Origin of the sequence: Streptomyces sp. NPDC057271 (assembly GCF_042668715.1) — a bacterium.
Lineage (GTDB): Bacteria > Actinomycetota > Actinomycetes > Streptomycetales > Streptomycetaceae > Streptomyces.
Genome location: NZ_JBHUYJ010000025.1, coordinates 67,958 through 78,763, shown reverse-complemented (window position 1 = coordinate 78,763; position 10,806 = coordinate 67,958). Strand labels below are relative to the sequence as shown.

Here is a 10,806-nt window from a genome sequence, read left to right as displayed (position 1 = left end):
AGCGCTGCGGCTTACACCTACCGTGAGGCGTGGGTTTACCTCTCCGGCATTGGCGTCGGACATGGAGCCGCCCTCGACGAGCACCAGGAGCAGCCGTGACCGACTACCCGCCGTACTCCGGCGACAGCCCGCGCTGCACCAAGTGCGGCAACCACGGAGCCCGCACCGAGTACCGGGCCATCGGTGACTGCCTCCACGAAACTGGCGAGCAGGTCCACGACTTCACCCCGAACCCACGCCTCCACCGCGAGTGCGACCGCTGCGGACACGCCTGGGACGAAGCCACCGTCGAGCAACGACTGCCCGTCCACGGCGGCGGGAACGCCGAGGACTGCCCCGCCTGCGACACCCGCCGCATGTCTTACCCGTACATCTGCCCCGGCCCGACCGGCGCCTGAACACAGCAGTGGGGCGTGCCTCAGACCTCCCCAGGCCAGCACGCCCCACACGGTGACCACACCGTACCCGTTCCACCCAGCACACGGAGCGCCACGATGACCGCCACCACCCTCCGCACCATCGCCACCCTCTGGCCCGACCTCCACGACGCCCTCGCCACCCCCGTCGCCCCCACGTGGCCCCCCGCCAGCCTCCGCCACTACCTCGCCGCCCTCGACGAGCACCAGGAGCAGACGTGACCGGGCGCTCTCCGCACACCACTTGCATCAGCGGCAAAGCCCGCTACCGCGACGAGCTCGCGGCCAAGCTCGCCCTCGCCCGCATCGACGTAGGCCACGGCAACCGCCACGAATGCCGCGCCTATCGCTGCCCCGCCTGCCGAGGCTGGCACCTCACCAGCCGCCCCTGACCACACAGCAGTGGGGCGTGCCCACAACCTCCCCAGGCCAGCACGCCCCACACGGAGGAACCATGCACCAACCGCCGCTCTTCCACGACGGCTGGGAGGCGGAGGCCGACGCGAAGGCCAGCCGCCCCCAGCCCCGCCGCCGGTGGGCACGCCGCGTACCCGCCGACCACGGACGCGGAGCAGCCCGGCCCCAGATACCCGACCGACCCGTTGTGAACGTGATCAGGAGCCTCTAGTGGACCTCTCCGACCGGCAGCGACGAATCCTGTGGCTCCGCGCCCAGGGCCTCTCGGGGCCGCAGATCGCCCGCCACGAGCACATCGCGGTCAGCACCGTCGACTGGCACGAGCGCGTCATCCGCCACCAGTGCAAGGCGCTGAACATCGCCCACGCCGTGCACCTGGCGGGGATGGCTGGCCTCATCGGCCAGCGCCCCGACTGCGGAGACCGCGCCGCATACCTCCGGCACCTGCGCCGGCGAGAAGACCCGTGCCTCGCCTGCCGAGCCGCCAACGCCCGCCACGAAGCCGACCGTCGAGCCGGACGGCTCGCTACGAACCCGAAGGAGCAGGCTGCATGAACCCCAACTCGACCCCGCGAGAGGGCCTGAGCGCCTCTGTGGCGGACTCTGGCGGCGAATCCAAGGATCGGGACTCGGGGGCGGCGAGCGCGCCTCAGGCGGGCGTACAGAGCCTCGAACCTCGTGCGGCCGTCCTCGACACGATCACCACCGCCCTCAATCGGGCCGGGTTCTGGCTCGCCATCGAGGGCCGAGACGCCATCGCCGACGCCCTCCGCGCCGTCCGCGACCAGGAGACCGAGCAACTCCGCACCCGCCTCGACCTCGCCCACCAGGCCCGCCGCACCACGACCGGCTACCTCGATGAGATCCGCGTCCACCTCATCCGCCACGGCATCGACCCCGAACACCTCCGCCACGACGGCGACATACCCATCCGGCTGCAGGAACTCCTCGACACGGTCGACCCCAAGGAGCAGGCGTGACCACGCCGTACTACGCCGACGACAGCGTCACCCTGTACCTCGGTGACATGCGCGAACTCCTCCCCGAGCTTGGGCTGCAGGCGGACTGCATCGTCACCGATCCGCCCTACGGCGAGACCGCGCTCACCTGGGACACGTGGCCCGACAAATGGCCCGTGCTCGCCGCCACCGTCGCCTCGTCCATGTGGTGCTTCGGGTCCATGCGCATGTTCCTCGACCGCCGCGACGACTTCGCCGACTGGAAGCTCTCCCAGGACGTCATCTGGGAGAAGAACAACGGCTCGGGTTTCGCGACCGACCGCTTTCGCCGCGTCCACGAGATCGCCACTCACTGGTACCGCGGCGACTGGCGCCACATCCACCACGACACCCCGCGCACCAGCTACAGCGGCCCCGACAAGTCCGCCCGCGCCCGCGACTCCCGCACACCCCACACCGGCAGCATCGGCGCCCACCACTACACCGACGACGGCACCCGCCTCGCCCGGTCCGTCATCAAAGCCGGAGCCGTCCGCCACCAGAAGCGACACCCGACCGAGAAGCCGCTGGAAGTGCTGATCCCGCTTCTGGAGTACGCCTGCCCCCGCGGTGGCCTCGTCCTCGACCCGTTCGCCGGCTCCGGCAGCACCCTCGACGCTGCCCGCCTCACCGGCCGCCGCGCCATCGGCATCGAAGCCAACGAGGCCTACGCCGAAGCCGCCGCCAACCGGCTATCCACCCTCATCCTCGACATCGCCTAGCCCCGCCCCGCCCGCACTCGCACCGCCGCAAGGAGAGCCGCCGTGAACGACTTCCCGTCCTGCCCCCGCTGCGCCTACAACCTCCGCGACGACGAGCTCGGCCGCGTTCTCTGCTGCCGGTGCGAGGACCGAACCGCCCAGCAACTCGCCACCATCCAGGGCCCGCGCGGCCTGTACGCCCAGCTCGCCCACCACCTTCAGCGTGGCAGCGGATCGGGCGGGCCGTCCGTGTCCGGCAGCAAGACCGCGCCGGCGCCGCTGCGGGTCGACATCCTGTCGCTCCAGTGCGCCGGCGGAGGCGTTCTGGGGCCGCTCGAGACGTGGGTGCGGGACTGGGACGAGCACGGCCATGCCGAGCTCAACGAATGCGGCACCCTGCAGCAGCGAGTCGACCACGCCTGCCGGACCTTGCGATTCAACCTCGGCTGGGCCGCCGGGAACCACCCGGCGGCGGATTCCTTCGCCGACGAGATCAACCTGATCCACCGCACTCTGACCGGCATCACCGGCGGCGAGAAGCCCGCCCGCCGGATCCCCGTCGCCTGCCCCTGCGGGCACGTCATCCGCACCACGCTCAACACCCGCGGTGAGACGTGCAGCGGATGCGGGGCCGACTACGGGCACAGCGAGATCCTGCGACTGCCGCTCGCCGGCAGGCGGGCCGCGGCCTAGCGGCTACGCTTCCTTCGCCCCGGCGCCTTGACCGGGGCGGGGAGGGAAGAATGCCTGAGCTGCCAGAGGCCGTGGAGTGGTGGGACCAAGTCAGCGCTTGGGGGACGCTCGGCGCCGTGATCGTGGCCTTGTTCGTCGCGGCGAATGAGGGGCGGCGCCGCCGGCTCGACAAGGAAGACTCCGACGCCGCCCAGGCGCGCCTGGTCACTGTTCACCGACACCCGCAGGGCTTTGCCATCACCAACCACAGCATGGCCCCCATCCTCGCCCTCACGATCGTGCGAGTGGAGGTCCTTGAAGACGGCGCCACTGCTTGGGTGGCAGGCACTGAAGACGCGGAGGACGAGGAGTCGGCGATCGAGGTCGTTGCCCCCGGAGCCTACAAGCTCTTCGGCGCCAAGAGCTTTCGCCGCCCGGGAAGCAGCGAGATCAACCTGCAGCGTCGACTGAGCCGGGACGACACGCTGCGCTGCACCTTCGCCTTCACCGACGCCCAGGGGCTTCGATGGAAGCGACAGCACCAACAGCAGCCCGAGCGTGTTCTCGACCGTTCTGCGGGTCGTCGCCGACTGCTCTTCTGGCGCTAGCGCTCCGCCGGCAGCCGACTCGCGAGGCCGCGGGCGAGTTCCCCGGCCGCCGCACCCCGCGGCGTCAGATCCAGCGACTCCAGCAGCCGCAGGTACCCCACCGCCTCACGCGCCTCCGCCGCAGTCAGCAACGGCAGGCGGGGGGCGTCCGGGATGGTGCCGGTGATCGGGGCCGTGAACTCCTCGTAGTCCATGACGAGACAACCGGCGGCAGGGCGGGCAGGACACGACGAAGCCCGCCACTCAAAGGAGTGGCGGACCTTTCGCATGTCTGGGGTCAGGCGCCCGTCTCGCTGTAAGGAGGAAGGGGGAGCGTGTACGAGAGTGAGTATCGGTCCGCCGCCACGACGATGTCGCAAGTTTCAACAGGGCGCTCGTCCACGTAGTAGGTGCGGGTGATGACGAAGACGGGCACGCCGGCCGCGGTCTTAAGTTGCTCCGCCTCATGGGGGCGCGCTGCGCGAGCCACAACGTCTTCTGTCACGTGCGTGATGTGCAGCCCGATGGAATCGAACCGAGGGACGACCCCGGTGACCGAGCTTCCTTCTGGGTGTTCGATGGGTGTTCCGCCTGTGAGCTCGAGCGGCTCGTAGGACGTGGACAGCTTGATCGGCTCATCATTCGCGAGGAACGTGTAGTCCGTGCGCACCACGGCTGCCCCAGGCTCGATGGCCAAACGGTCGGCGATCGCCTTCGTCGCCGTCGTGTGCTGCGTTCCGTAACGCCAATTAGCTTGCTGGCCTGCGCGGGCAGCAGCGGCCTCGACTGGCGAACTCTTGGGGCGGGTGCCGTACAGGTCCCCGGCGATGCGTTTGCCGGGCGGAGTTTGCGCACGAACGAAGGTCCCCCTGCCCTGCTGCTTTTCCACGAGCCCCTCGTTCTTGAGGAGGTCGACGGCCATGCGGACAACGATGCGAGAGACCCCGTAGTAGGTCATCAGCTTGGCTTCAGACGGGATTGGGTCCTCCGCCTGCAGCTCTCCGTCCATGATCTGTGCGCGGAGGTCGGCGGCGACCTGTTCGTATGCGCTCTTCCCGTGCCGTGCAGCCATCAGACCCTTCCTTGATTACTCGATAGGACCAGTAGAGCATCCCTCTGACCTGCGGTCTAGCAAAGCTACGGTGCGTTGCTTGCTGACTCCCTTGCGGAGTCGTCTCACTCGTTATAACGTTCTCGGTGTTCGCAGCTTTTACAGGGCTTGCAAGTCCTAGTGCTGCAACGAGAAAGGCCCCACCGGGGGATCGCGGTGCTACCAACACCGCGCCCAGAGGGGCCGAGCATCGCGAATCTTGGAGGAAACCGATGCACGCCCACCTTACCGTGGCGGTCAAGCAGCCGCCGACTACGCCCCTCAGGGTGAAGGACGTCGCTACCGCACTCGGCGTCAACGTCCAGACTGTGTATGTGCTGGTCCGACAGGGCGACATCGCGTCGTACCGGGTCGGCGCCGGCCGCGGCACCATCCGCATTAGTCGCGCCGCCTTCGACCAGTACGTTGCCGACCGCGGCATCCCCGCCAGCGACCTGGCGGTGGCCTCGTGAAGAACGAGACCTCCACCCCCGCCCGCCTTGTTACCGCTCCGCTCCCGGAGCTGCTGGCTGAGGCGAACGCCACGGTCATCATCGCACCGAAGCGCTACGACAACTTCGAGGGCATCGCGATCGCCGGTCAGTCCGGCGGGAACCACATCGTCCTCCCGCGAGGCCGCTCGGCCCGCCAGCGGAACACGATGGCCCGCATGCTCGTCGGCCGGCTTCTCGGCGCCGAGATGGCCCAGCTCCCCGCGTCGCTCGAGGTCCGCACCTACGGCGGTGCCCGATGAGCGCCCCCACGGTCGAGGCCACCGTCCCCGCCCCGCAGCGTCGCCGTATCGCCGTTGGCCGGAAGGTCGGCCGGGGCCCGTCCGTGGTCGAGATGTCGCAGGCCGACCGCGACGCCCACGCTGCCGCCTCCCACGTCCGCGCCAGCCTCAGCGAGCAGGGGAGGGCCGCGTCATGACCGACTCGGTAACCCCCCTGTTCGACCCGGAGAAGGACGGGCCCGTGTGGTCCCGGGACTTGGACCATGCCCGGGACCGGGCTCGCGCCGTGCTCGCCGAGAAGGGCCGCGCGAACCTCCACGACGGCGACGAGATGATCCGCGCCGCCTACGGCCTCGCCTACGTGCTCGCCGGCCTGCTCGACGCCATCGACGCCGACCAGGCCCGCAAGGCCCGGTGACCCCGTGTCCCCGCAGGAACTGACCGACGCCGACCGTGAGGCGCAGGCCGCTCCGGCCCGCGCCCAGGAAGCCCAGAAGGCGGCCGAGGACGCGCGATACCAGGCCGACTGCCTGCTCGCCGCCCGCCGCTAACCCCTAGACCGCCGGGGCCGGCGGGCAATCCCCCTCCCGACCGGCCCCGGCACCCAACCCCACTTCCGCTCCGCACCGGAGGAGACCTGCCATGCCCGAACGCAGTCGCAGCGAGACCGAGGCCATCAAGAACGTGGCCCGCTCGCTCGCCACCGTCGAGGCCGAATGGCTGCAGGCCGAGCGCAACGGCGGCGACCCGAAGGCCACCGCCCAGTACGACGCCCTCCGCGCCGCCGCAGGCCTCGTCGCCCGCCACATCACCCGCTGACCCCCACCCCACAGACCTGAAGGAGCCCGCCATGCCGCTCACCCTGATCCCGTCCGACGGCCCGTCCGAGCAGGCCCTCGCCGAGGCTGAGGCCGCCGTCCGAGCCGGTGTCGTCGCCGACTACCTGACCGCCATCCGTACCGGGAACCGGCTCGGCCAGCTGTCCGCCGAGTACCTCGCCGCCCAGATCGACGCCTCTACCACCGACGGGCCCCGCCTCCTCGACGAGCTCGCCGACCTCACCCAGCCCGCCGCCGCCTGACCGATGGCCGACAAGTGCCCGCAGTGCGAGGAGCACGCCGAGCTGCACCGCGGCAACTGGTTCGGCCTCGGCGACCAGAAGGCACCGTGCGAGCCCTGCGAAGACCACGCCAAGAACGGGTGCCCCGACCGGCGGAAGAGCTGGAGCTGGTGGTAGCCCACCCACTCACCCCGCAGAACTGACCCCCACTACCGAAAGGGGCCCGTCATGGGCTGGAACATCTCGCACGGCGGCACCAAGTACGGCTACTCGTACAGCGGCATGGCCGAGCTGGCTAGGCGATGCAGCGGCATCCTCACCCGCCAGGACTGGGCGCACGTCAGCGCCGTCATGGGCCGCCGGTCCGGCGACCCGTTCAAGGTGCAGCCGGAGCAGGCCCAGAAGGTCGGCGACGCACTCCTGCTCGCGGCCGGATACCTCCCCGACGATTGGGCGGCAATGGCCCAGCAGATCGGCCAGTCCGCGATCCGTGCCGCGAAGGCCCGAGAGTCGTGGGAGTGGTCGTGACCGCCGACTGGCTGGTCGGCCTGACCAAGCTCCGGGTCCTGCTCATCTTCGCCGGCCTCGCCTGGTTCTTCGGCATCGAGTTCGCCTGGCCCATGCGCATCGCCATCGGGCTCCTCGCGCTCGCCGCCCTCCTCGGCGACGGCCTCCTCGACGAACAGCGCATCAAAACCGCCACCGTCCCACCCCAGCGCACCACCCACAGCTAACCCAGGAAGGAAGCGATCACCGTGAGCAGCTGGTCCGAAGAGCGCCGCCTGAACAATGCGGCCGACCGCGCCGAGTCGCGTAAGGACGCCGACGCCGCCCTCGACCGGCGCCTCAAGGCCGAAGAGGCCGCCCGCCAGCGCCGCCGCGAAGAGAACGCCGCCGCCGAGGCAGAGAAGCGCCGCAAGAAGCGCGAGCGGAAGGCCGCATGGAAGCAGCGGACCGACTGGGTCGCCGTCAACACCGACCTCGCCGCAGCGCTCGCCGTCATGGTCGCGGGCATGATCCCCGCGTTCTACTTCCAGCTCGACGCACTCACGGGCGCTGGCGTGTTCGCCGGGCTCGCAGCACTCCTGGCCTTCATGCTCGAAGCCGGGGCGTGGGCGGCAACCGCCGGAGAGGTGAAGGCCCTCAAGGCAGGCCGCGCCGTGTGGCCCTACCGGATCGCAATCTGGACCTTCACCACCGCAGCCGCGTCCATCAACTTCGCCCACGGCCTGGAGAAGGCCTGGTGGCTCGGCGCCATCCTTGCCGCCTCGTCGATCGTGCCCGTCGCGCTCTTCCACATGGTCATGGCCGGCCGCCACAAGGCGAAGCCGAAGGATGCGACCGCCAAGGCGCGCCAACGGCACGAGAAGAAGCGCCGGAAGGACCACCCACGGGAGGCCAGGCTCGCCGACCGACTGTTGTCTGCGGCCGAGTACGGGACGCTCTCCTTCGAGGAAGCCTTCAACGCCGCATGGTCGATCGTCAACGGAACCGCGAAGCTCGGCATGACTCCCGAGCTGCACGCCGCCGCGACCCGCTCGCAGGCTCGCCTCGCGCAGTCGCTGGAGTTGCCCAAGACGGATGGCAAGGCGATTCGTGCCGCTCTCCTGGAGCGGCTCACCGACCCCCTTCCCGGTCGCTCTCCGCTCCTCGCGGACGGGGGTGAAAGTACCCCCGTGTCGAAGCGTCCGAAGGGCCGTACAACCCGCTTCCCGTCTGGGAAGCAGGCCTCTTCGAACCTTGCCGACGAGAAGGCTCGGGAGGCTGCTCTCGCCGAGCGACTGCCCGAGGTTCACACCCTCGCCGACGAGCTTGCGGTGAAGGGCCGGGAGCTGTCCGCCCGGCAGATCTCCAAGCGCATCCACATTCGACTGGAAGACGCCGCGAAGCTTCGTGAGATGGCGCTCGCCCAGCGGACCCCCCACCGCATCCCGGCCGTCAACGGCCACCAGCACTGAGGAGTCAGTCATGGCCACGCCGACCACCGAGCAGCACTATGAGCGTCCGTCGCTGACCCTCGTCAAGGACGACGCCGACCAGCCCGTCGAGGGCACGGTTGTCGAGCACCAGGGAACCGCTGTCGCCACCCGGCCAACGTGGATCCTGTCCGCTGGCGAGCGGGCAAAGCTCGCCGGGGGGCACGCCCTCACCAACGGGCTCTATCTCGGCTGGGCAGCCCGCGGCTACTGGCGCCTCGGCGGACGTTGGGTCGACGCCTTCCACGACGACTACCCGCAGATGATCCGCACCGCCCGAGCCGACCTGAAGGCCGCCCGCGGCGACGCCGGAGAAGAGCAGGCCGCGAAGCGGGACGTCCAGCGGCTCCGTGACGCCTACAAGCACCACCGGCTCATGTTCACCGCCAAGTCCGGTGCATGGATGGCAACGAGCGGAACGGCCGCCGGATACTCCGTCGTCGCCGGCGGACTCTGGACGAGCATCCTCATGGGCATGGCCACCGTCGCCTACGGCGCCTGGCGCGGCCGACCCGACGCCATCCATCTCGAGGACGACCCCGGCCGCATCGAAATCCTCGCCGCCGACGGCGAGCCGTTCCCGATCGCCGACGCCACCACCCGCACCGAAGCCGCCGAATGCGTCCGCCGCGCCCTCGTCTCCGAAGGCATCGCGGTCGCCGAGGTCGAGGCCGGGCGCCGCTACGACTGGGGCTGGGAGATCAACGTCCGCCTCAAGAAGGGCACCCCCGCCGACCTCATCGCCAAGGCTGGCGACCTGGAGACCCCGCTCGACCTTCCCGTCGACGGCCTGCTCTGCCAGCCGCTGCGCACCAGCCGCGCCCGCGCCACCCTCCGGCTCGTCGAAGGCGACCCGTTCGTCAAGATGCCGTCACTGCCTGACCGGGCTCCCAACAGCCTCCGCCTGCGCAGCAAGGCCCTCCTGGCCCTGCGCATGGACGGCCAGCACACCGAGCTCTCTTTCCTCGGCCTGCACTTCATCGTCATCGCCTCATCCGGCGGCGGCAAGTCCGTCACCATGCGGTCCATCGGCGACGTCCTCACCGCCTGCGAGGACACCGTCGTCATCGACCTCGACCCCGGCGGCAACGGCCTCGAGCCCCTCGCTGACGCAGTCGGTGTCCGGGTCGTCGGCGCCGACCAGATGCACCTCATCGAGGCCGTCCTGGAGAAGCTGCTGAAGGTCGCGAAGGCCCGAGCCACCCTCCTGGGGAAGCTCGGCATGGACGACAACTGGATCCCGTCCCGCGAATACCCGGCGATCGTCGCCCTCATCGACGAGTACCCGCAGCTGTCCCAGAAGGCCAAGGCCCTCGTCGTCGCCATCCTTCGCGTCGGCCGCAAGTCCCGCGTCCAGATTGGTCTCGCCGCGCAAGAGGCCACCAAGGACTCGATCGGCGCCGCCATCGCCGACAGCATCGCCCTGAAGATCGTCGGCCCGTCCAGGCACCAGGACATCGTCCAGGTGCTCGGCGCGGGCGCCGGCGCCAACGGCTGGCGGCCCGACCGGCTCCACCCCGCCCAAGGCGAAGACCCCGCCGACGCTGGCAAGGCCTACATTATGGGCGGTGGCTCCGCCGACCCCCTCATCCACAAGTTCATCGCCATGACCCGCGACGAAGGCAAGGCCCGCGCTGCCGACCGCGCCGCCGCCGGACGGCCCTGGATCGACGACATCTCCCTGGAGTCCGCCGGCGTCACCTTCGACGACCTCCACACCGTCAAGCCGTCCGCCGTCCTGCCCGAGGCCGTCGAACTCGCCAGGTTGGCCTTCACCGCCAACGACGATCCGGAACGCATGACCAGCGAGGAGATCTACGACTACGTCTCCTCCGCCTCCGAGACCTGGGCGCCGCAGGACGACGAGGACCCGGCTAAGGCCATGGCCCGCTTCCAGGACGCCCTCCGCAAGCAGGCCGCCCAGCTCGACCCGCACGCCGACATGAAGACCAAGCAGTGGCGCGGAGGACGCGGCTACTACCTCTCCACGATCGACGCCCTCGCCACCGGATTGCACCTCTAGGCGGCACCAGGCGGGTGTTACGCCGCAGGTCAAGCCCGTGACGCCCCCCGCTACGGGGGCGTGACCGCCCCGGCCAGCCCGTTACGCGTCACGCCCCCGTCACACCCACCCGCAGCGCTCTGACCTGCACGGT

22 protein-coding genes are annotated in these 10,806 nt (G+C 70.1%); 20 read left to right on the top strand and 2 right to left on the bottom strand.

All coding sequences use genetic code 11. The annotated features are described in order from the left end of the window. Positions 1–95 precede the first annotated feature (95 nt). The 8 genes from ACFUJR_RS14955 to ACFUJR_RS14920 all read left to right on the top strand — a co-directional run bounded on the left by ACFUJR_RS14955 (position 96) and on the right by ACFUJR_RS14920 (position 3,812). Entirely contained in the window at positions 96–398 is a 303-nt protein-coding gene (locus tag ACFUJR_RS14955) for a hypothetical protein (protein WP_383166250.1), read from the top strand. A 96-nt stretch (positions 399–494) separates the two neighbouring features. Beyond that, complete coding sequence (locus tag ACFUJR_RS14950) at positions 495–638, top strand: hypothetical protein (RefSeq protein WP_383166252.1); 144 nt, start codon at positions 495–497, stop codon at positions 636–638. Beyond that, a complete protein-coding gene (locus tag ACFUJR_RS14945) occupies positions 635–808 on the top strand; it encodes a hypothetical protein (RefSeq protein ID WP_383166255.1) in 174 nt (57 codons plus the stop codon). Before ACFUJR_RS14950 ends, ACFUJR_RS14945 begins: the two co-directional genes overlap by 4 nt. A gap of 235 nt (positions 809–1,043) precedes the next feature. Continuing rightward, positions 1,044–1,388, top strand: a complete 345-nt coding sequence (locus tag ACFUJR_RS14940; RefSeq protein WP_383166258.1) for a LuxR C-terminal-related transcriptional regulator — start codon at positions 1,044–1,046, stop codon at positions 1,386–1,388. Next, complete coding sequence (locus ACFUJR_RS14935; protein ID WP_383166261.1) at positions 1,385–1,813, top strand: hypothetical protein; 429 nt, start codon at positions 1,385–1,387, stop codon at positions 1,811–1,813. Before ACFUJR_RS14940 ends, ACFUJR_RS14935 begins: the two co-directional genes overlap by 4 nt. After that, entirely contained in the window at positions 1,810–2,553 is a 744-nt protein-coding gene (locus ACFUJR_RS14930; RefSeq protein WP_383166264.1) for a DNA-methyltransferase, read from the top strand. Before ACFUJR_RS14935 ends, ACFUJR_RS14930 begins: the two co-directional genes overlap by 4 nt. 42 nt (positions 2,554–2,595) lie before the next feature. Further along, positions 2,596–3,225: a hypothetical protein gene (locus ACFUJR_RS14925; protein WP_383166267.1), complete on the top strand. Its 630-nt coding sequence runs from the start codon at positions 2,596–2,598 to the stop codon at positions 3,223–3,225. A gap of 50 nt (positions 3,226–3,275) precedes the next feature. Then, positions 3,276–3,812: a hypothetical protein gene (locus ACFUJR_RS14920; protein ID WP_383166270.1), complete on the top strand. Its 537-nt coding sequence runs from the start codon at positions 3,276–3,278 to the stop codon at positions 3,810–3,812. Here the strand turns inward: ACFUJR_RS14920 and ACFUJR_RS14915 are convergent. Together ACFUJR_RS14915 and ACFUJR_RS14910 are read right to left on the bottom strand one after the other, a co-directional pair. After that, the gene (locus ACFUJR_RS14915) at positions 3,809–4,006 is read right to left on the bottom strand and encodes a hypothetical protein (protein ID WP_383166273.1); all 198 of its coding nucleotides are present in this window, start codon (positions 4,004–4,006) and stop codon (positions 3,809–3,811) included. The two genes, ACFUJR_RS14920 and ACFUJR_RS14915, sit on opposite strands and share 4 nt — an antisense overlap. 83 nt (positions 4,007–4,089) lie before the next feature. Next, positions 4,090–4,863, bottom strand: coding sequence for a GntR family transcriptional regulator (locus ACFUJR_RS14910; protein ID WP_383166276.1), 774 nt, complete (start codon positions 4,861–4,863; stop codon positions 4,090–4,092). 251 nt (positions 4,864–5,114) lie between these two features. Here ACFUJR_RS14910 and ACFUJR_RS14905 point away from each other — a divergent pair, with 251 nt between their 5' ends. The 12 genes from ACFUJR_RS14905 to ACFUJR_RS14850 all read left to right on the top strand — a co-directional run bounded on the left by ACFUJR_RS14905 (position 5,115) and on the right by ACFUJR_RS14850 (position 10,673). Next, positions 5,115–5,354: a helix-turn-helix domain-containing protein gene (locus ACFUJR_RS14905; protein WP_383166279.1), complete on the top strand. Its 240-nt coding sequence runs from the start codon at positions 5,115–5,117 to the stop codon at positions 5,352–5,354. Further along, a complete protein-coding gene (locus ACFUJR_RS14900) occupies positions 5,351–5,635 on the top strand; it encodes a hypothetical protein (protein WP_383166282.1) in 285 nt (94 codons plus the stop codon). The genes ACFUJR_RS14905 and ACFUJR_RS14900 overlap by 4 nt, the downstream gene beginning before the upstream one ends. After that, positions 5,632–5,811, top strand: coding sequence for a hypothetical protein (locus ACFUJR_RS14895; protein ID WP_383166285.1), 180 nt, complete (start codon positions 5,632–5,634; stop codon positions 5,809–5,811). Before ACFUJR_RS14900 ends, ACFUJR_RS14895 begins: the two co-directional genes overlap by 4 nt. Further along, positions 5,808–6,032, top strand: a complete 225-nt coding sequence (locus ACFUJR_RS14890) for a hypothetical protein (protein WP_383166287.1) — start codon at positions 5,808–5,810, stop codon at positions 6,030–6,032. Before ACFUJR_RS14895 ends, ACFUJR_RS14890 begins: the two co-directional genes overlap by 4 nt. Before the next feature lie 4 nt (positions 6,033–6,036). Continuing rightward, positions 6,037–6,165: a hypothetical protein gene (locus ACFUJR_RS14885; RefSeq protein WP_383166290.1), complete on the top strand. Its 129-nt coding sequence runs from the start codon at positions 6,037–6,039 to the stop codon at positions 6,163–6,165. A 91-nt stretch (positions 6,166–6,256) separates the two neighbouring features. Continuing rightward, on the top strand, positions 6,257–6,433 hold the full coding sequence (locus tag ACFUJR_RS14880) for a hypothetical protein (RefSeq protein ID WP_383166293.1): 177 nt from the start codon (positions 6,257–6,259) through the stop codon (positions 6,431–6,433). 31 nt (positions 6,434–6,464) lie between these two features. Then, on the top strand, positions 6,465–6,695 hold the full coding sequence (locus ACFUJR_RS14875) for a hypothetical protein (RefSeq protein WP_383166296.1): 231 nt from the start codon (positions 6,465–6,467) through the stop codon (positions 6,693–6,695). A 3-nt stretch (positions 6,696–6,698) separates the two neighbouring features. Beyond that, the gene (locus tag ACFUJR_RS14870; protein WP_383166300.1) at positions 6,699–6,851 is read left to right on the top strand and encodes a pRL2-8; all 153 of its coding nucleotides are present in this window, start codon (positions 6,699–6,701) and stop codon (positions 6,849–6,851) included. 51 nt (positions 6,852–6,902) lie between these two features. After that, the gene (locus tag ACFUJR_RS14865) at positions 6,903–7,202 is read left to right on the top strand and encodes a hypothetical protein (protein WP_383166303.1); all 300 of its coding nucleotides are present in this window, start codon (positions 6,903–6,905) and stop codon (positions 7,200–7,202) included. After that, positions 7,199–7,408 (top strand): hypothetical protein, encoded by a 210-nt coding sequence (locus ACFUJR_RS14860; RefSeq protein WP_383166306.1) that lies wholly within the window; start codon positions 7,199–7,201, stop codon positions 7,406–7,408. Before ACFUJR_RS14865 ends, ACFUJR_RS14860 begins: the two co-directional genes overlap by 4 nt. Before the next feature lie 21 nt (positions 7,409–7,429). Further along, positions 7,430–8,632, top strand: coding sequence for a hypothetical protein (locus ACFUJR_RS14855; protein ID WP_383166309.1), 1,203 nt, complete (start codon positions 7,430–7,432; stop codon positions 8,630–8,632). 10 nt (positions 8,633–8,642) lie between these two features. Beyond that, positions 8,643–10,673, top strand: coding sequence for a hypothetical protein (locus tag ACFUJR_RS14850; protein WP_383166312.1), 2,031 nt, complete (start codon positions 8,643–8,645; stop codon positions 10,671–10,673). Positions 10,674–10,806 lie beyond the last annotated feature (133 nt).

Coding starts and splice junctions, on each gene's coding strand:
- ACFUJR_RS14910 (WP_383166276.1), bottom strand. CDS start 4,863: ATGGCTGCACGGCACGGGAAGAGCGCATACGAACAGGTCGCCGCCGAC.
- ACFUJR_RS14865 (WP_383166303.1), top strand. CDS start 6,903: ATGGGCTGGAACATCTCGCACGGCGGCACCAAGTACGGCTACTCGTAC.
- ACFUJR_RS14905 (WP_383166279.1), top strand. CDS start 5,115: ATGCACGCCCACCTTACCGTGGCGGTCAAGCAGCCGCCGACTACGCCC.
- ACFUJR_RS14850 (WP_383166312.1), top strand. CDS start 8,643: ATGGCCACGCCGACCACCGAGCAGCACTATGAGCGTCCGTCGCTGACC.
- ACFUJR_RS14870 (WP_383166300.1), top strand. CDS start 6,699: ATGGCCGACAAGTGCCCGCAGTGCGAGGAGCACGCCGAGCTGCACCGC.
- ACFUJR_RS14935 (WP_383166261.1), top strand. CDS start 1,385: ATGAACCCCAACTCGACCCCGCGAGAGGGCCTGAGCGCCTCTGTGGCG.
- ACFUJR_RS14875 (WP_383166296.1), top strand. CDS start 6,465: ATGCCGCTCACCCTGATCCCGTCCGACGGCCCGTCCGAGCAGGCCCTC.
- ACFUJR_RS14880 (WP_383166293.1), top strand. CDS start 6,257: ATGCCCGAACGCAGTCGCAGCGAGACCGAGGCCATCAAGAACGTGGCC.
- ACFUJR_RS14890 (WP_383166287.1), top strand. CDS start 5,808: ATGACCGACTCGGTAACCCCCCTGTTCGACCCGGAGAAGGACGGGCCC.
- ACFUJR_RS14915 (WP_383166273.1), bottom strand. CDS start 4,006: ATGGACTACGAGGAGTTCACGGCCCCGATCACCGGCACCATCCCGGAC.
- ACFUJR_RS14920 (WP_383166270.1), top strand. CDS start 3,276: ATGCCTGAGCTGCCAGAGGCCGTGGAGTGGTGGGACCAAGTCAGCGCT.
- ACFUJR_RS14950 (WP_383166252.1), top strand. CDS start 495: ATGACCGCCACCACCCTCCGCACCATCGCCACCCTCTGGCCCGACCTC.
- ACFUJR_RS14895 (WP_383166285.1), top strand. CDS start 5,632: ATGAGCGCCCCCACGGTCGAGGCCACCGTCCCCGCCCCGCAGCGTCGC.